The organism is Rhodopseudomonas palustris, from assembly GCF_013415845.1.
Lineage (GTDB): Bacteria > Pseudomonadota > Alphaproteobacteria > Rhizobiales > Xanthobacteraceae > Rhodopseudomonas > Rhodopseudomonas palustris_F.
In genome coordinates this window covers 2,546,668-2,563,806 of the sequence record NZ_CP058907.1, presented here as the reverse complement: position 1 = coordinate 2,563,806, position 17,139 = coordinate 2,546,668, and the positions used below count along the sequence as shown (strand labels likewise).

Annotated in this window: 17 protein-coding genes; 7 read left to right on the top strand and 10 right to left on the bottom strand. The window is 64.7% G+C overall.

The features are described from left to right. Positions 1 to 106: 106 nt before the first annotated feature. The 6 genes from HZF03_RS11730 to HZF03_RS11705 all read right to left on the bottom strand — a co-directional run bounded on the left by HZF03_RS11730 (position 107) and on the right by HZF03_RS11705 (position 7,074). Positions 107 to 901 (bottom strand): ABC transporter ATP-binding protein, encoded by a 795-nt coding sequence (locus HZF03_RS11730; protein ID WP_104512681.1) that lies wholly within the window; start codon positions 899 to 901, stop codon positions 107 to 109. After that, complete coding sequence (locus HZF03_RS11725) at positions 895 to 1,923, bottom strand: ABC transporter permease (RefSeq protein WP_119020004.1); 1,029 nt, start codon at positions 1,921 to 1,923, stop codon at positions 895 to 897. The genes HZF03_RS11730 and HZF03_RS11725 overlap by 7 nt, the downstream gene beginning before the upstream one ends. Further along, entirely contained in the window at positions 1,901 to 2,989 is a 1,089-nt protein-coding gene (locus HZF03_RS11720; protein ID WP_119020005.1) for an ABC transporter substrate-binding protein, read from the bottom strand. The genes HZF03_RS11725 and HZF03_RS11720 overlap by 23 nt, the downstream gene beginning before the upstream one ends. Positions 2,990 to 3,325: 336 nt before the next feature. Then, positions 3,326 to 4,063: an enoyl-CoA hydratase/isomerase family protein gene (locus HZF03_RS11715; RefSeq protein ID WP_104512682.1), complete on the bottom strand. Its 738-nt coding sequence runs from the start codon at positions 4,061 to 4,063 to the stop codon at positions 3,326 to 3,328. A 21-nt stretch (positions 4,064 to 4,084) separates the two neighbouring features. Next, positions 4,085 to 5,467 (bottom strand): phenylacetate--CoA ligase family protein, encoded by a 1,383-nt coding sequence (locus HZF03_RS11710; RefSeq protein WP_119020006.1) that lies wholly within the window; start codon positions 5,465 to 5,467, stop codon positions 4,085 to 4,087. Further along, positions 5,464 to 7,074 carry a GMC family oxidoreductase gene (locus tag HZF03_RS11705; RefSeq protein WP_119020007.1) on the bottom strand — a complete coding sequence of 537 codons (1,611 nt, stop codon included), beginning with the start codon at positions 7,072 to 7,074 and terminating at the stop codon, positions 5,464 to 5,466. The genes HZF03_RS11710 and HZF03_RS11705 overlap by 4 nt, the downstream gene beginning before the upstream one ends. Positions 7,075 to 7,644: 570 nt before the next feature. Between HZF03_RS11705 and HZF03_RS11700 the strand changes: the two genes are divergently transcribed. The 4 genes from HZF03_RS11700 (at position 7,645) to HZF03_RS11685 (ending at position 10,976) form a co-directional block, all read left to right on the top strand. Next, positions 7,645 to 8,460, top strand: a complete 816-nt coding sequence (locus HZF03_RS11700) for a MetQ/NlpA family ABC transporter substrate-binding protein (protein ID WP_104512684.1) — start codon at positions 7,645 to 7,647, stop codon at positions 8,458 to 8,460. After that, positions 8,460 to 9,578, top strand: coding sequence for a methionine ABC transporter ATP-binding protein (locus HZF03_RS11695; RefSeq protein ID WP_119020008.1), 1,119 nt, complete (start codon positions 8,460 to 8,462; stop codon positions 9,576 to 9,578). Before HZF03_RS11700 ends, HZF03_RS11695 begins: the two co-directional genes overlap by 1 nt. After that, positions 9,559 to 10,215, top strand: a complete 657-nt coding sequence (locus HZF03_RS11690; RefSeq protein ID WP_012495898.1) for a methionine ABC transporter permease — start codon at positions 9,559 to 9,561, stop codon at positions 10,213 to 10,215. The genes HZF03_RS11695 and HZF03_RS11690 overlap by 20 nt, the downstream gene beginning before the upstream one ends. Positions 10,216 to 10,310: 95 nt before the next feature. Then, positions 10,311 to 10,976 carry a DUF1847 domain-containing protein gene (locus HZF03_RS11685; RefSeq protein WP_104512686.1) on the top strand — a complete coding sequence of 222 codons (666 nt, stop codon included), beginning with the start codon at positions 10,311 to 10,313 and terminating at the stop codon, positions 10,974 to 10,976. Between the two features lie 191 nt (positions 10,977 to 11,167). Here HZF03_RS11685 and HZF03_RS11680 read toward each other — a convergent pair whose 3' ends face one another. Both HZF03_RS11680 and HZF03_RS11675 read right to left on the bottom strand, forming a co-directional pair. Next, complete coding sequence (locus HZF03_RS11680; protein WP_234819480.1) at positions 11,168 to 12,034, bottom strand: transporter; 867 nt, start codon at positions 12,032 to 12,034, stop codon at positions 11,168 to 11,170. A gap of 360 nt (positions 12,035 to 12,394) precedes the next feature. Further along, positions 12,395 to 12,943, bottom strand: a complete 549-nt coding sequence (locus tag HZF03_RS11675) for a cysteine hydrolase family protein (protein ID WP_119020009.1) — start codon at positions 12,941 to 12,943, stop codon at positions 12,395 to 12,397. A 105-nt stretch (positions 12,944 to 13,048) separates the two neighbouring features. Here HZF03_RS11675 and HZF03_RS11670 point away from each other — a divergent pair, with 105 nt between their 5' ends. Both HZF03_RS11670 and HZF03_RS11665 read left to right on the top strand, forming a co-directional pair. Beyond that, a complete protein-coding gene (locus HZF03_RS11670; RefSeq protein WP_119020010.1) occupies positions 13,049 to 14,083 on the top strand; it encodes a GlxA family transcriptional regulator in 1,035 nt (344 codons plus the stop codon). Positions 14,084 to 14,205: 122 nt separating this feature from the next. Further along, entirely contained in the window at positions 14,206 to 14,427 is a 222-nt protein-coding gene (locus tag HZF03_RS11665; RefSeq protein ID WP_119020011.1) for a hypothetical protein, read from the top strand. A 20-nt stretch (positions 14,428 to 14,447) separates the two neighbouring features. Here HZF03_RS11665 and modB read toward each other — a convergent pair whose 3' ends face one another. Both modB and modA read right to left on the bottom strand, forming a co-directional pair. After that, positions 14,448 to 15,143, bottom strand: coding sequence for a molybdate ABC transporter permease subunit (modB, locus tag HZF03_RS11660; protein ID WP_119020012.1), 696 nt, complete (start codon positions 15,141 to 15,143; stop codon positions 14,448 to 14,450). Between the two features lie 3 nt (positions 15,144 to 15,146). Then, entirely contained in the window at positions 15,147 to 15,872 is a 726-nt protein-coding gene (modA, locus tag HZF03_RS11655; RefSeq protein WP_119020013.1) for a molybdate ABC transporter substrate-binding protein, read from the bottom strand. Between the two features lie 104 nt (positions 15,873 to 15,976). Between modA and HZF03_RS11650 the strand changes: the two genes are divergently transcribed. Next, positions 15,977 to 16,921, top strand: a complete 945-nt coding sequence (locus HZF03_RS11650; protein ID WP_119020014.1) for an ABC transporter ATP-binding protein — start codon at positions 15,977 to 15,979, stop codon at positions 16,919 to 16,921. Positions 16,922 to 17,139 lie beyond the last annotated feature (218 nt).

Below are 17,139 nucleotides of genomic sequence, written 5' to 3'. Positions count from 1 at the left end.
GCAAAAAAAGACGCCGCTCCGGCAGAACCGGAACGGCGTCAGGAGGGAGAGAGATCGCGGCGCGCTGGTTACGGCGCGCCGTTGACTATTCGTCGCGTGGCGCCGATCACCAGGTGGCGTCGAGGCCGAGCAGGCCGAGGATCTGACGGCGCAGGTCGGCCAAGTATGGATCGCCGCGGTGGCGCGGATACGGCGCCTCCACGGCGATGTCGGCCTTGAGCTTGGCGGGACGTTCGCTGAACACCACCACCCGCTGCGCCAGGAACAGCGCCTCTTCGACGTCGTGGGTCACCAGTAGCGTCGTGAAGCCCTGCCGCTGCCACAGCGACACGATCTCGGTCTGCATGCTGAGCCGGGTCAGCGAGTCGAGTTTGCCGAGCGGCTCGTCCAGCACCAGGATGTCGGGATCGTTGACCAGTGCGCGGGCCAGCGACACGCGCTGTGCCATACCGCCGGAGAGTTGGTGCGGATAGGCATTGGCGAAGCCGCTCAGCCCGACCAGCGCCAGCGCCGCATCGACGCGGTGACGCTCACTCTTGATGATGCCCTGCGCCTCAAGGCCGAGCGCGACGTTCTTCCACACCGTCCGCCACGGAAACAGCGTCGGGTCCTGGAACACGACGACCCGCGACGGATGCGGCCCGGTAATCACGCGGCCGTCTTCAAGCAGCCGGCCGGCGCGCGGCGGCTCCAGCCCGGCTACCAGACGCAGCAACGTGGACTTGCCGCAGCCGGAGGGCCCGAGCAGCGCCACGAACTCGCCCGGCTTGGCACTGAGCGTGACGTGATCGAGCACCGGCAGTTCGGCGCCGTCGATGTCGAAATGGTGGCTGACGTCGACGACGTCGAGCGCAGCGCCGGCAGCTTGCGGCTCCTGCTTCAATGCGACGGCGCTCACCATTTCACGACACCCTTCTGCCAGACCAGCAAGCGGTCACGGACCTTGAACAACGCCGTGATGGCGCCGGAGCACAGCAGCGACATCACCAGCAGCGCCGCATACATGTTGGCGTAGGCCGCCCAGCCCTGAGCCCATTGCAGGTACCAGCCGAGACCGGACTTCACGCCCATCATCTCCGCCACCACCAGCACCGCGAACGATGCGCCGAGGCCCATGAACAGGCCGACGAAGACGTGCGGCAGCGCCGCCGGGATCGCGACCTTGAACACCAGGAATGACGGCTTGGCGCCGAGCGTGCGCGCGACGTCATAGTACGCATTCGATACGCTGGCGACACCCGACCAGGTCAGCACCGTCACCGGGAATCCGGTGGCGAGCGCGATCAGGAAGGTCGAGGCGCTCCAGCTCGAGGGGAAGGCGAAGAAGGCGATCGGCAGCCACGCGGTTGCCGGCAGCGGGCCGATGAACCGCAGCACCGGATGCACCCAATAGCCGACGGCACGCGACCAGCCGATCGACACGCCGGTGACGAAGCCGACCGCCGCGCCGATCAGATAGCCGCCGAGCTGCAGCTTCACCGATGCGAACACGCTGTCGAACAGCTTGACGAAGTCGTCGGTATAGACTTCGACGATCGCCTGAGGCGGCGGGAAGAACGGCAGCGGCAGCACGCCGAGCTTCGCGGTCAGAACCTCCCACAGCGCAAGCACCACACCGAGCAGCAGCAGCCAGGGCGACCGCCGCTGCAGGGACTCGCCAACCCGCTGCGACCAGAACCCGGCCACCGCCGCGATCGCGATCGCACCGCCGAACACGAAGGCGGCGATCGCCACCTCCTTGGTGCGCGTCCAATCGCCGATGTCTTCCCGCCACAGGCAGGACAGACCGAACGCGATCCAGCCGAGGCTGGCGGCGAAGCCGACGAAATGCCCGCGCAGCGCGCGAAGCAGCGACGGCGTGCGGGACGCAAGACGCGTCCCGACGTCGAGATCGAGCGTCTCAGACGCGGAATACGTCAGCATAGATCTTTTCCGCAAATTTGGTGGTGTCGGTCGAGGGTTTGATCACCGAAACGGCCTTGAGGTCGTCGGCGTAGAGCTTGAGCTCGTTCTTGAGCTGCGCGCCGATCGGGTGATGATCGTGGGTGTGATACTTGATCAGCGTCTGGATATCCTCCTCGGTGACGATCTTCGGCGCGTAAGGCAGGAACGACTTCGCCGCCTTCTCAGGGTTCTTGGACGAGAACTCGGCCGCGTCGAGCAGCGCCTGGGTCAGCGCGCGCGCCACCTGCGGCTCTTCGCGGATCAGGCTGCCGCGGACACCGACGATGCAGCAGCTCACATTGCGATAGATGCCGTCGAGATTGGAGCCGATCTCCTTGAACTCGCCGTCCTTGAGGAACGCATGCGCGAGCGGATCGGACGCCAGCGCCGCTTGCGCCTCGCCCTTCTCGACTGCGAGCCGAACGAGGTTGGCCGGATACTGCTTCCACTCGAGATCCTTGGTCGGATCGATGCCGGCCTTGGCGAGCTGGATCGAGAAGAAGTTCTTGCCCGGGCCGGCCTGATCGTCGATCGCCACGACCTTGCCCTTGAGATCGGTGACCTTGCTGATCTCCGACTTGGTCGGCGCGATCGCACGCAGGCAGCCGCCATGGGTGCCGGCAACGATCTTGACGTCGAACCCCTGCTCCAGCGGCTTGAGCCAGCGCAGCGCCATGCCCACGCCGGCGTCGCTCTTGCCGGTGGCGATCGCTTCGAGCAGCTGATCGGTCGAGCCGGAGAAATTCACCAGCTCGACGTCGAGATTTTGCTTTTTGAAGAAGTCGTAATCGACCGCGACCGGCACCTGCACCGAGCACACCGAAGTGGCGTTCCACGACAGCTTCACCTTGCGCGGCGCGCCAGTCAGCGGAGTTGCTTCACCGGAGGTCCGGCAGATCGGCGCATCCGACAGATCGTAGCCGATCGGCCGAGCGGGAAATGCCTGAAGGCCGAAAGCGCCAGCCGGCGCCGCGATGACGCCAGACGCCGCGCCCAGCAGCACGGAACGCCGGCTGATCCACCGGCCTTTTTCTTGGTTGCTCATGAATGTCCTCTTCGCTTTCAGGGCTCGGGCCGCATCGTCAGCGGCAACTATCAGCGAGCTGGTTCGGCGCGTTTCGGCCGATCTCGCTGATGAGATTCAGAGCTCACATGATCGAGGTGCGCCGGTATCCGGTCAATGAAACATGATTTCAAATGACCAGCCTAACGGAGAACATCACGGGCGTCGCGCAGGCACAGACAGCGAAGCGACCCTCATGGAGAATGACGTTCCCAATCATGCCGCACGCGCAGCATGATCGTCTCCAGCCGAACACCCAATTTGATGATCAGAGTCGCGAGGGGATTCTCACCGCACGCAGGAGAAAACGGGCGCGAACTACACGCCCTTGAACGCCGGCGCCCGCTTCTCGAAGAACGCGGCAATGCCCTCGCGGTAGTCGTCCGCGGTGTTGACCGCCTCGACGGTGGCACGGGTGATCGCGGCGGCCTCCGACGGTCCCTTCGGCAGCGTCGCGCCGACAAAGCCCTTCAGCAGCTTCACCACCAGCGGCGCATTTGCGGCGATCTCGGCCGCGAACTGACGCGCGACCGTGAGTTGATCGCCGTTCGGCACCACGCGATTGACCAGCCCGATCTCGTAGGCGCGATGCGCGTCAATCGAACCGCCGACCAGCAGCAGCTCCATCGCGATCTTGTGCGGGATGCGCGCGGCTAGCGAACTGATCAGGCCGCCGCTGTAGCCGACCTTGGCTTCCGGATAAGACAGCACCGTGTTGTCGGCGGCGATCGCAAGATCAGCGAACTGCACCAGCACCAGGCCGCCGCCGACCACGAGGCCGCCGATTGCGGCGATGATCGGCTTGTCGACGGGAACGCCGACGCCCGGCACCGCCCGCCAGAAATCATGCGGGATGTCCTTCAGATTGGCTCCGGCGCTGAAGGCGCGATCGCCATTCGCGGTCAGGATCGCGACGTGATCGCTGCCGGCATTGAACCGTTTCCACGCCGCGTTCAGGCCCTCCACGACCGAATGGTCGATGACGTTGTGCTTGTCCGGCCGGTTGATGGTGATCTCGGCAATCCCGTCGCGGGATTCGTAAAGTACGCTCGACATCGGCGTTTCCTATTGTCTTGGTCAGTTCGCCGCCTGACTGGCGATCTCGATCAGCTTGGTCTTCTGGCCTGAGCGCGGCAGGCTGCCGTGCGGCAGGATGTCGACCACGGGGCGGAACGTCAGCAACTCGCGAACGCGATGTTCGATGTCACCGGCGAGATCCGCCCATGCCGCCTCCGGCAGATCCGGCGCGGCTTCGATCGCGAGCCGCAGCGGCGGCTCGACCTTTGGCGGCGGCCGGTCGAGCCGGATCCGCAGCTCGCCCGACACCCGCGGCTGGAATTGCAGCACGACGTTCTGAATCGCCGCCGGGTACACTTTGACGCCTTTGATCGCCAGCATGTCGTCGACCCTGCCGACCACCTCCATACGGGTGCCGAACGCGCCGCATCCCGGACAGGTGCCGACATGGATCTTGAGGATGTCACCGGTGGCGTAGCGGAATGCGGGCGCAGCCTGATAGTCGAGCCCGGTATGGATCGCCTCGCCGACCGCGCCATCGGTCAGCGGGATCGGCTGCTTGGTCGCCGGATCGATCAGATCATAGCGGAAGCAGGTGTCGTCGCTGAGATAGTGCATGCCGTGATAGTCGGGGCTGGCGCAGGACAGCGCGGCGTTGTGCCAGGCACCGCCCATGAAATCGAACACCTCGGCGCCGAACTCCTCGCGCACCCGCTGGCGAAACGCCGGAAGCCCCGCCCCCGGCTCGCCGGCGCACAACACCCGCTTGATCCCGAGCGCCGCCACCGGCTTGCCGATCTCCTTCGGCGCGCGCTCGATCAGCTGATTGACCATCGAGGGAGTGGCGAACAGTGCGGTCGGCCGGGTGAACTCGATGTAGCGAAGGATCTTCGGCACACCGGCCTCGGCACCGAGCGCAACCGGGCGCGCCCCGTAGGCCTCCAGCGCCTGCACATAGGTGACGCCGGCGAGCCACAGCGACAAGCCGAAAGCGTGAAACGTGGTGTCGCCCGGGCGGACGCCGGCTTGTGCGAACAGCCGGCCAAGCACGCGGTGGGAAATTTCGAGATCGCGCGGGCTGAACACATAGAACGTCGGCTGCCCTGTGGTGCCCGAGGTTGCAGCGAGATGCACCGCCTGGTCGAGCGGCACCGTGAGATGCAGGCCGAACGGATGGCCGTAGCGCGCCAGCGACTCCTCCTGCGACTGGCGGTGGCTGAGCTTGTCGAGCATCGCCGGCAGGCGGCGGAAATCGTCGAGCGAGCGAATATCCTCCGGCGATGACACGCCCGCCTCGATCAGCTTCGGGCGGAAATAATCGACATTGCTCCAGACATGCCGGATCTGCTGCTTCAGTTTCTCGAAGCGGTGCCGGCCGAGCGCGGCCTGATACTCGGCAGGGTCGCGGCTGTCGATGGCGAGCGGATTGTTGGGGTCGGTCATGCTTGCAGTTCCGGAGTACGAGCGTCGGCGAGGATGAGATCGGAAGCGCGTTCGGCGATCATGATCGTCGGCGCATTGGTGTTTCCGGAGACCAGCGTCGGCATCACTGAGGCATCGACCACGCGCAGGCCGGACACACCGCGCACCCGCAGCTCGCTGTCCACCACTGCTGAAGCGTCCGTGCCCATCTTGCAGGTGCCGACCGGGTGATACAGCGTCTTGCCGGTCTGCCGCGCGAACTCCAGCAGTTCGGCGTCGCTGCCGCCATTCGCGCCCGGCAGACGCTCGCTGACGATATCAGCGAGCGCAGGCTGCGCCGCGATCTTGCGGGCGAAGCGCAGCCCTTCGAGCAGCACGCGCTTGTCGTGGTCGTCGGTCAGATAGCGCGGGCGAATGGTCGGTGCCGCCAGCGGATCGCGCTGGCTGATCTGAATGGTGCCGCGACTGTGCGGACGAAGCTGGCACACCCCGCAGGTCAGGCCAGGCTCTCGCTCGACCTCTCCGGTCTCGAAATTGAAGGTCGCCGGCATCACGTGGAACTGGACGTCGGGATTGTCCGGATCGGTCGTGGTCGGCAGGAAAACGTTGATCTGCGATGCGCTCAGCGTCAGCAGCCCCCGACGCGACGCCGCGTAGCGCAGCACCTCACGCACCAAACGCCAACCGCGCGCCGTCTCATTGAAGCTGCCGAGCCGCCTGACGTCGTAGATCAGGCTGACCATATAATGGTCCTGCAGGTTGCGTCCGACGCCCGGCAGATGGCTCACGACATCGATCCCCAGCGAGCGCAGATGATCGGCGTCGCCGAGCCCGGAATGCTGCAGCAGTGCCGGACTGGCGACCGCGCCGGCCGCAACGATAACCTCGCGGCGCGCCGTATAAGTCTCGACCCGGCCGTCGCGCACCACCGCAACACCAGTCACGTGGCGGCCCTTGAAGATCAGGCTGGTGGCATGGGCTCCGGTGACGACATCCAGATTGGCTCGTGAACGGGCCGGCTTCAGGTAGGCATTGGCGGTGCTGGCGCGCAGTCCGTTGCGCACTGTGAGCTGGAAGTAGCCGGCGCCCGCCTGAACGTCGCGATTGAAATCGTCCCGTGCGGCGAGGCCCGCCTGCTCCGCCGCAGAGACATAAGCGTCCGACAGCGGATGCCGGATGGTCGGATCGGATACACCGAGAGGCCCGCCGACGCCGTGAAACGCATCGGCGCCGCGCACCTGATCCTCCGCTTTCCGGAAGTACGGCAACACATCGTCCCAGCCCCAGCCGCGATTGCCGAGGTCGCGCCACTCGTCATAGTCGCGTGCCTGCCCGCGGATGTAGAGCAGCCCGTTGATCGCCGAACTGCCGCCCAGCACCTTGCCGCGCGGCCACAGCATCGGCCGGTTGCCGCTCGAAGCCTCGGGCTCGATCCGGTACAGCCAGTTGCCGCGAGGATGCGCGCGATTCCAGACGTATCCGACCGGCAGATGAAACGACGGATGCCGTCCCTGCCCGCCCGCTTCCAGAAGCACGACGCGATTGCGTCCATCGGCACTCAGTCGGTTCGCAAGCACGCAGCCAGCGCTGCCGCCGCCGACGATGACGTAGTCGAACTCGTTGCTCATTGGTGCGAACCGAGCAACAGCGATACAGCCGCGGCACGAACGATGTTCGGTCGCGGTGAAAAGAAAGAATGGGACACAGGTGGGCTCTCGATACGCATGCGTCGCTCACAGCCATGCGAACAACGCGTCAGGCCCGCACACTGGCGCCGCCGATCAATGAGCGTCAATACGCTCAGCCATCTTTAGAAGATCATCTTCCGAGTGCCATGATCACGACAATTTTGAACTGTGATCGCGATCGAATGCAGATGATAACTCTGCGTCCGCCCATCCCCCGTTCACGTCATGATCGACTCTCGTATCTTCCTTGTGCGCCGCCTCTCCGAGCGAGGCGGTACTAGGTCACCCGCGGAGATCTGATTCAAACCAAGCAGCGTCGCGCGACATAGTTGTCCTGTTTCACATCCGCGGCGCAGCGCAGCCTCGCTGTTCTCTGCTGCGTCGATAAATAAGAACTTGCTTCGCCTTGTTGCACCGCAACCCACCACGCTAGGTTTGTCGTCAACGGCAATGCTGCGGGTGCGATGATCTCGCCGCGCGCTGCCTTCACCTCTCTCCTGGGACCAAACCATGATTGTTCTGAAAACCGCCGCGCGCGCGCTCGGCCTGATCGCGGCTTTGGGCGCGCTGTCATCCATCGCCATCGCTGACGCCGCCAAGGGCCCGCTACGGGTCGGCACCAATGCGGGCTTCGCTCCGCCAATCGAAGCCGCAGTGGCGGTTGCAAAGGCGCAAGGGCTGGACGTCAAGCTGATCGAGTTCACCGATCCGGTGACGCCGAACACCTCGCTCGCGAACGGCGAGATCGATCTCAACTATTTCCAGCACAAACCGTTCTTGGACGTCGTCAAGGCGGCACGCGGCTTCGATCTCGAGCCGGTCGGGATCGGCATCGCCAACAAGACCGGGCTGTTCTCCAAGAAGTACAAGAGCCTGAGCGAGCTGCCGGTCGGCGCCCGCGTCGCGCTCGCCGGCGATCCGTTCAATTTCGGCCGCGGCCTCGAATTGCTGGAGGCCGCCGGGCTGATCAAGCTGAAGCCGGATCACGGGCCGCAGGTCAATGTCGACGCGGTCATCGACAATCCGAAGAAGCTCAAGTTTCTGGAGATCGACTTCCACCAGCTGCCGCAGTCGCTCAACGAGGTCGACTTGGCCCACGGCTACACCCACTTCCTGAAGGCGTCCGGCGTGATCGATCCGCACGCGGCGCTGTTCTGGGAGCCGATCAATCCGCGCTACGGCATCGTCTTCGTGGCACAGCCGAAGAACAAGGACGATCCGAGGATCGCGCAGTTCATCAAGATCTACCAGACCTCGCCTGAAGTGCGCGCAGTGCTCGATAAGCAATACGGCGACCTCTACGTCCGGCTTTGGGAACGTGAGTGATGGACGCCCTCACCGACGCCGGCGCCGGCCCCGGCGTCGGCATCGCCCCTCGGAGCCGCGCCCAGACCGGCGCCGATAGCCAGCACATCATCGTCGAGCGTCTGTCGAAGCAATATCCAGGCTCGACGGCGCCGGCCCTGATCGATGTCGACCTTGCCGTTAAGCGCGGCGAAGTCTTCGGCATCATCGGCCGCAGCGGCGCCGGCAAATCGACGCTGATCCGCACGCTCAATCGGCTCGAACGTCCGACCGCCGGCCGCGTCCTGGTCGACGACGAAGACATCGCCACCTTCGACCATGCGACGCTGATCGGGCTGCGCCGCCGGGTCGGCATGATCTTCCAGCACTTCAATCTGCTGTCGGCAAAGACGGTGTGGCAGAACGTTGCGCTGCCGCTCAAAGTCGCGGGCGTTGGCAAACGCGAGATCGAACGCCGGGTCGATGAACTCCTCGATATGGTCGGGCTTTCCGAGAAGCGCGACGTCTATCCGGCGCGGCTGTCGGGCGGACAGAAGCAGCGCGTCGGCATTGCGCGCGCTCTGGTCCATCGCCCCGAAGTGCTGCTGTGCGACGAGGCGACGTCCGCGCTCGATACCGAGAGCACCCAGGCGATCCTGGCGCTGCTGCAGGACATCAATCGCCGCTTCGACCTGACGATCGTGCTGATCACCCACGAGATGGCGGTGATCCGCGAGGTCTGCGACCGTGTGGTGGTTCTCGAACGAGGCAGGGTCGTCGAACAGGGCGAGGTGTGGAAAGTGTTTGGCGATCCCAAGCACGAGGTCACCCAGACATTGCTCGGCACCGTGCATCGGTCGCTGCCACCGGAAATACTAGCGCAATTGGCGCCGGTGCCGCGCGATCCCTCCGACCCGCTGCTGCTCGATCTGCATTTCACCGGCACCGAATCGCGTGACCCGGACATCGGCGCGATCGCGCAAGCGCTCGGCGCACGGACCCGGCTGGTCTATGGCGGCGTCGATCGCATCCAGGGCCGCGCCCAGGGCCATTTAATCGTCTCGGTGGATGCTGCCGATGACCGCGACGCCGTGCTGCAGCGCGCGCATCTGCTGGCAGACAGAGTGAAGGATCTGGGTTTTGTCTCCGCTGGTCATTGATCGCCTGATCGAAGGCATCATCGATACGCTGTTGATGATCGGGGCCTCGTCGCTGATCACGCTCGGCATCGGCCTCCCCTTGGCGCTGCTGCTGGTGGCAACCAGCAAAGGCGGCATCCTTGAGCAGCCGGTGGTCAATTCCAGTGTCGGCAGCGTCGTCAATGTCGTCCGCTCGGTGCCGTTCCTGATCCTGATGGTGGCGTTGATCCCGTTCACCCGCCTGATCGTCGGCACCAGCTACGGCGTGCTCGGCGCGGTCGTGCCACTGACCGTCGCCAGCGTACCGTTCTTCGCCCGCATCGCCGAAGTCAGCCTGCGCGAGGTCGACCGCGGCCTGATCGAGGCGGCGGAGTCGATGGGCTGCGGCCGTTGGCACATCGTCTGGCACGTGCTGCTGCCGGAGGCGCGGCCCGGCATCGTCGCGGGCTTCACAATCACCCTCGTCAGCATGATCAACGCCTCGGCGGTCGCCGGTGCGATCGGTGCCGGCGGTCTCGGCGACCTCGCCTATCGCTACGGCTATCAGCGTTTCGACACCCAGGTGATGGTCACCGTGATCGTGCTGCTGGTGATCCTGGTGGCGACCATCCAGTTTGGCGGCGATCGCCTCGCATTTGCGCTCAACAAACGCAAATAACCAAATACGCAGGCCGGCTGACGCCTTACGCGATTGCGTGGCCGGCGCCGGCCGGCTACGCGGAACTTAGAACCATCACATCTGGAAATACACTCATGGCCAAGCCGAAGCCCGACGTCGTCACCTGCTCCGAATGCGGGCAATTCAACTGCTATCGTCACGACAAGCGTTATCCCGGCATCTGCGCGACGACAGATCTGGCGCCCGAAGAGCGGCAGGAACTGGTCGAGCTGTATTCGAGCGATGCGATCGACGCGACGCTGGCGCGCGCGGCGGCCGAGGTCGAGGGGCTGTATTATTGCAAGCTCAACCGTGTCGAAGAGACCGTTGCATTCGCACGCCGGATCGGCGCCAAGCGGATCGGCATCGCCACCTGCATCGGCCTGATCGAAGAGACCAAGGTACTGGTCGACATCCTGCGCCTCGCAGGCTTCGAGACCCGCACCGCACTGTGCAAGGTCGGCTCGATCGACAAGACCGAGATCGGCGTGCCCGAAGAGATGAAGATCAAATGCGGACACGAGGCGTGCTGCAATCCAGTGTTGCAGGCGCGGCTGCTCAATCGCGAAGAGACGCACCTCAATGTCATCATGGGCCTGTGCGTCGGCCATGACTCGCTGTTCATCCGCCACGCCGAAGCGCCGGTGACGACACTGGTGGTGAAGGACCGAGTACTGAGCCACAATCCGGTTGCGGCGTTCCACACCGTCAAGACCTACACCAGCCGGATGCTCGACAAGAAGCGGATGCAGGAGTTGTGAGACGGTTCGCCGGTCGGCTTCCGCCCGGCCCGCCACAGTTTGTCAGCCCCCTCAATGCGTGAGGAGCGAGGCAGGATCACCCTGCTCTCGCTCCTCGGCCTAGTCCCCCGTGGCCAGGGCCTACGCCATCCGATGATCAAGCCCGATCAGGTGACCAATGGTCCGTGTTCACCGGCCTTACAAAATGCAGATCACTTCGTGATCAGCGGCCGACGTGGCGCCGGTGCCTCCGGGCTCCACACCGGGATGATCAGTCGCGTCCAGAACCGGGTGTCGTATCCGGAGTAATTATGCTCAGCGACGTCGCGGGTGAGATAGAACTGAGTGATCACCGGCCCGAAATTGTAGCCGACTAGACCTCCCAGTGCGAACTGGCTCTGCTTGTTGCCGTACAGCCCGCCCGCGGTGCGGAACGGCGACGGCGAACCGAGATCGGTCGAACCGTAGCCGACCAGGCCAACCTCCCACTTGTTGAAGTGCTTGGAGACCGAGAAATCGATCTGCGCCGTATCCGGCTGGATGCTCACGCCGGTGGCACGATCGCTGCCGCTGCTCGAGTAGGTGAAATTGGCGGTCGCGCTCCAAGTGTCGCGGTTGTAGGCGAGGGTCGCCAATTCCAGGAAGGTCCAGTAGTTGCCGCCGAGGTTGAGCGTGTTGCCGAGCGCGGTGTTCACCGGCGCGAACGCACCGACATAGTTGGCAAAGCCCCAGCCGCCGCCGAGATCCCACGCCAGACCAACCAGCCCCGCTGGATTATAAAAATCCCGCCAAGCGGCACTGGTCGGCGTGTTCGGATTGACGCTGACGGTCAGCTCCGGAAAAATTCCGAGAATTTCGAGCCGTCCGCCGAGGATCGTCACCGGCGTCGACCACGCGACCACCGGAATGTTGACACCGGCATCGATCGTCGGCGCAGCGAACCGCGACGAACGTTCGAAATAGGTCGCAGTGTTGATGAAGTACACCCCCTCCGGTAGCGGCGCGCCGAGCGCGATACCGGCGGTCCACCCCGCCGGACTGACCGGATCGGCAGATGCGCCACCGGGAAGCGCGACCAATGCTGCCGCTGCGACGGCCGCTAATCGCGTAAGCAAACGAACAGGTTTCAAAAACAGATCGACGTTCGACATGATGCCCCCAATCATCCGCTGACGGCTCACATGAATGCCCCATGACGCCGTCACCGATTGATCGTGAGATTAGTCGATCTCCCTCGCCCGCCCATTCCAAAGATAAGGGACATCGGGAACAGCGGCTGCTGCTGACCGGAGGCGCACAACGATTTCATTCTCGCTATTTAACTAATTGGTATCAGCGGACGGATGCGCTCCGCAACGACCGTTGGGGCGATTCCGTATGCGAACTTGCCGAGCGCACCGGCGCACGCTCGGCATTCTGTCCCACCAGCCGCATCAGCATCAGAGTTGCAATTGCTCATCGGTGGCGACGATCGCCGCATAGGTGGAATCGAGCGCGGCGAGAAATGCCGCCTGCACCTGCGCGGCAGGCACATGCAAGCCCCCAAACTCCAGATCACGAGTCGCGATCGCATCGTGGACCACCGTCACGGTGTAACTGAGATCCGCCGCTGCCCGCGCCGTGGCGTCGATGCACATGTGGCTCATCGCGCCGCAGATCACCACGTCGGTGATGCCATTGACGGTCAGTCGGGCGTTGAGATCGGTTTCCAGAAACGAGTTCGGCCGATGCTTCACCACCACAGGCTCACCATCGAGGTTCTGGACCGTCGGGTTGATCTCGACGCCTGGTGTACCCTGGACAAAGAATGGTGCCTCGGGCGAGGCGAACACGTGCTGGACGTGGACGACGAACTCCCCTTTGGCCCGTGCAGCCCGCAGCAGCCGCGCGGCATTCTCGGCGGCTGGGACAATGTTGGTGAGCTCGAACTTGCCATCCGGAAAGTAGTCGTTCTGCAGATCGACAATCACCAGTGCGCGTTTGGTCATGAGAGCCTCCCTTGAGCGCCGTTGCGGCGCCGATGGCCGCACGCTAGGTGAAAGACATGCCGCACAGGATGGGCGGACCCGACAAATCGAGGGGCGAAACCGACAATGGCCCGCGTATCTTCGCCGCCGGAGATCGGCCTGGTGCTGTACCCCGGGGTGCAGCGTGCAAGCGTCGATGGGCTGACCGACCTGCTCACCGTCGCCGATCGCAACGCACGGCAGCGCCTGAACCAGACCGCACCGCTCCTCCGCATCAGCCACCTCGCCTATGACGAGGCGCAGGATCGCATCGTCCGCGTATTCGACGGTCTGCCGGCTGAGGACGGTGCCCCGACGATCCTGGTGCTGTTGCCGAGCCTCGAGAAGCCGGCCGAGCCCCCTCAAGCTGGCGGATTGGTGGACTATCTGAAATCCCGGCATCAGGAGGGCACGGTGCTCGCCTCAGTATGCGCCGGCACATTCCTGCTCGCCGCGACCGGCGTGCTGGCGGGCCGCGTCGCCACCACCCACTGGTCCTATGCCGAAGCGCTGGCGGAGCGGTTCACGGATATCCGCGTCGATGCCGACAAGCTGATCATCGACGATGGCGATATCATCACCGCCGGCGGCATGATGGCATGGACCGATCTTGGCCTCACGCTGATTGAGCGCCTGCTCGGTCCGGCGACGATGATCGAAACGGCGCGCAGCTTCATCATCGATCCGCCGGGCCGCGACCAGCGCGCCTACAGCGTGTTCTCGCCGCGGCTCCGGCACGGCGACGCCGCGATCCTGAAGGTGCAGCACTGGCTGCAACGGATTGATCTTCCGGAGGTGACCGTCGCGGCAATGGCGCAGCATGCGGGGCTTGAACCGCGTACCTTTCAGCGGCGGTTTCAGCGCGCCACCGGCTTTGCGCCGCTGGCTTATTGCCAGAACCTGCGGATCGGCCGCGCCCGCATCATGCTGGAAACCACGACGCTGCCGGTCGACCAGATCGCCTGGCAATGCGGCTACAAGGACCCGAAGTCGTTTCGCAAGGTGTTCGCCAAGATCGCCGGACTGTCGCCGGGACAGTATCGGCAAAGGTTTTCTGCGGCACGCCAGGAGACTGCACCGCGCCAGCGCAACGCACCGGCACATGCGGGTGAGCATCGCTGACCCGCTCGTGCGTTCGCTGGATCAAATGATAGGATTAAGCCCGCTGGTTCCGCTTAAAGTCCCGAGTCGTTTCCATGGGACGTCGCAGCCGCCAGGCGCAGCTCCGTCCGTCAGGAGGTCCATTGCCTTACCGAGCCTTTCTCGCCCGCATCCGGCAGTTTTTCGACGTACCGGATGAGCACCTCGATCTGATCGCCGACGGTCTTGCCGGCGGCAGGTTGCGTCAGCCTGCGACGCCGATGACCGACCAGGAACTGGCGGAGGCGATCCGCGAATTCAAGAATGCGCCGCCATCGGCGGACTCGCTGAAGAAGCTGGGCTCCAAGCTATCGCGCGAGGATTAGTGTTCGCCTCGCGGTATCGCTCAATTGGGGATCGGTCGAGACGCCCGCCGCAGCAGCGCGAACACCACTAGCGACACCACGCCGAGCAATGCCGACAGCACCGCGGCGCGGCCGTACTCGCCATTAAACACCGCGTTGTAAACCTCGAGCGAGATCGTATTGGTCTTGCCGACGATATTGCCGCCGAGCATCAGGGTGATGCCGACCTCGCCGAGCGACCGTGCGGTCCCGAGCACCAACCCGGCGACGATCGCACCGCGGATATTCGGCAGGATCACGAACAGGAACGTCTCCAGCTCGTTGCGGCCGAGCGTCTGCGATGCCTCGCCGAGGCTGCGGGAGACACTGGCGATCGCCGCCTCGATCGGTTTCACCACCAGCGGCAGACCGGCGATCACCGATGCCAGCAGCACGCCCTCCACCGAGAACACGAAGCTGAAGCCGAAGCTGGCATCCAGCCACTGCCCGACTGGGCTGCGGCGGCCGAGCAGCAGCAACAGAAAGAAGCCAAGCGCGATCGGCGGAAACACCAGCGGGATCGTCACCAGCGCATCGAGCACGGTGCGGCCCGGCCAGGATCGTTGCGCCAGCGCCCAGCCGAGCAGCGTGCCGAGCACGATGTGGAGCACCAGCGTCGCGGCGGCGATCTTCAGGGACAGCAGCGCGGGCGCGATCAGCGCCGGATCACGTAGCGCCTCGATCACCGCTGCCAGCATTGCCTACAGCCCGTAGCGCTGCAGGATGGCGCGGGCCTGCTCGGTGCCGAGGAATTGCACGAAGCCCTCGGCCGCCTTCGCGGCCGGCGCCCGTACGCCGCAGACGATCTCGGCCGGGTCATACAGCTTGTTGTCGACCGCGACATAGCCGCCGATGTTGCCGGCCGCGCCGATCGCATCGGTGGCGTTGATGAATCCGGCATCGACCTCGCCGCTGGCGACGTAGCTCGTGACCTGCGGCACGGTGGCGACCGGCACCAGGCGGGCATCGATCGTTGCGGCCAGCCCGCTGCGCTCGAGAAACTGCCGGCCGGCTTTGCCATACACCGCGCTGGCCTGATCCGGGATGCCGATCCGCTTGAACTCGGGAGCCGCGATATCTTCAGGCTTCGTGAGTGTCAGTCCTTTCCGATACGCGATCACCAGGCGGCCGAGGCCGAGCGGCGCGATCTGCGCAAAACCGAGATCCTTGGCCTTTTCCAGAACAGCCTTGTCCCCGCACACCAGGGCGATCTGGGCACTTTCGCGCGCCTGCGCCAGCACCTGGCCCATGTGGCCATACACCTGCAGCAGCTTGTCGCCGGACTGCTTTTCATAGGCCGCGGCCAGTTCGGCGATCGGCCGCCGATAGCCCGCGCCCGCGGCCAGCGTCGTTTCCTCCGCAAATGTCGGCGCCGCAAACGACACCAGAGCCAAGCCCATCAACGCCGATCTGACCGACCACGCCATTCCAAAAACTCCCGCCCCTGCCGTCTGCTCGCGTGCAACTGGCTAGCAGAGACAACGATCGTTGTATATTTCACCATATAACGACTTCGGCTGGCGGATAGGCAATGAAGAACGGGACCGACGACATTGCGCTGCGCGTCCGAACGCCGCTGAGCGGGCCGGCGGGGCCGTTCAGGCTCGACGTCGATCTCAAGATCGCCTCTGGCTCGCTGGTGGCGATCACCGGTCCCTCGGGCGCCGGTAAGACCACCCTGCTCCGCGCTGCCGCCGGGCTGGCCCGGCCGGCGGAAGGCCGCATCCGCGTCGGCGCGACGCTGTGGTGCGACACTGCGGCGCGGGTGAACGTGCCGACACGCAAGCGGTCGATCGGTCTGGTGTTTCAAGACTACGCGCTATTCCCCAACATGACGGTGCGCGGCAATGTCGACTACGCGATTGGATCACGCGCGCGTCACGATGAGGTGGACGAACTGCTGCAACTGGTCGAGCTTGATGGGCTGGCCGACGCCATGCCGGACCGGTTGTCGGGCGGACAGAAGCAGAGGCTGGCGCTGATCCGCGCGCTGGCGCGGCGGCCGTCGCTGCTGATGCTGGACGAGCCGCTGTCGGCGCTCGATCCAGCGATGCGACGCAAGCTGCAGGACGATCTGCTCCGGCTGCATCGCCGCTTCGGCACCACCACGCTGCTGGTCAGCCACGACGCATCCGAGATCCTCCGCCTCGCCGACCGCGTCGTCCGACTCGAGCACGGGCGCGTGGTGTTCGACGGCACGCCGGCAGGTTCACTGGTCGCCGCGTCGGGCCACGATGCGTTTGTCGTCACCGGAATCTATCTCGGCGAGCGCGATGCGAGTGGGACGTGCGCAGTGCTTGTCGACGGCCGCAAGTTACGACTGCGCTTGTCTGAAGCGGGAGGTCTCGACATTGGTGATGCGGTGACGCTGCGGATCGACCAGGCCGTGGTGCAGCAGTTCGATCAGAAGCAGCAAAACAACTTCAACGGTTATCTGGCTTCGACTGCTGAGCAGGCGGGGCCTCCTCGCACTTGACGACGATCTGAAATACGCCGCCGCATTGCGGGCACGGATAGTCGCGGAGCTCGTAGCCCTCAACCAGCGGTCGCGCGCGCAGCAATTCTGTCGCAGATCGACAGACTGCGCAGTTATTGCTGCTACTCGACACCGCGTCCCCCACCACCCGGAACGCGGCTGTATACCCTGATCCACACGTCGCGTCGCAACTGATCAGCGTGCGGCGCATAGTTATT

Bases quoted from the DNA above. Each gene is read 5' to 3' on its own strand.
- HZF03_RS11705 (WP_119020007.1), bottom strand. From the start codon at position 7,074: ATGAGCAACGAGTTCGACTACGTCATCGTCGGCGGCGGCAGCGCTGGC.
- modB (WP_119020012.1), bottom strand. From the start codon at position 15,143: ATGCTGGCAGCGGTGATCGAGGCGCTACGTGATCCGGCGCTGATCGCG.
- HZF03_RS11710 (WP_119020006.1), bottom strand. From the start codon at position 5,467: ATGACCGACCCCAACAATCCGCTCGCCATCGACAGCCGCGACCCTGCC.
- HZF03_RS11670 (WP_119020010.1), top strand. From the start codon at position 13,049: ATGGCCCGCGTATCTTCGCCGCCGGAGATCGGCCTGGTGCTGTACCCC.
- HZF03_RS11695 (WP_119020008.1), top strand. From the start codon at position 8,460: ATGGACGCCCTCACCGACGCCGGCGCCGGCCCCGGCGTCGGCATCGCC.
- HZF03_RS11715 (WP_104512682.1), bottom strand. From the start codon at position 4,063: ATGTCGAGCGTACTTTACGAATCCCGCGACGGGATTGCCGAGATCACC.
- HZF03_RS11720 (WP_119020005.1), bottom strand. From the start codon at position 2,989: ATGAGCAACCAAGAAAAAGGCCGGTGGATCAGCCGGCGTTCCGTGCTG.
- modA (WP_119020013.1), bottom strand. From the start codon at position 15,872: ATGGCGTGGTCGGTCAGATCGGCGTTGATGGGCTTGGCTCTGGTGTCG.
- HZF03_RS11675 (WP_119020009.1), bottom strand. From the start codon at position 12,943: ATGACCAAACGCGCACTGGTGATTGTCGATCTGCAGAACGACTACTTT.
- HZF03_RS11725 (WP_119020004.1), bottom strand. From the start codon at position 1,923: ATGCTGACGTATTCCGCGTCTGAGACGCTCGATCTCGACGTCGGGACG.
- HZF03_RS11685 (WP_104512686.1), top strand. From the start codon at position 10,311: ATGGCCAAGCCGAAGCCCGACGTCGTCACCTGCTCCGAATGCGGGCAA.
- HZF03_RS11700 (WP_104512684.1), top strand. From the start codon at position 7,645: ATGATTGTTCTGAAAACCGCCGCGCGCGCGCTCGGCCTGATCGCGGCT.
- HZF03_RS11730 (WP_104512681.1), bottom strand. From the start codon at position 901: ATGGTGAGCGCCGTCGCATTGAAGCAGGAGCCGCAAGCTGCCGGCGCT.
- HZF03_RS11650 (WP_119020014.1), top strand. From the start codon at position 15,977: ATGAAGAACGGGACCGACGACATTGCGCTGCGCGTCCGAACGCCGCTG.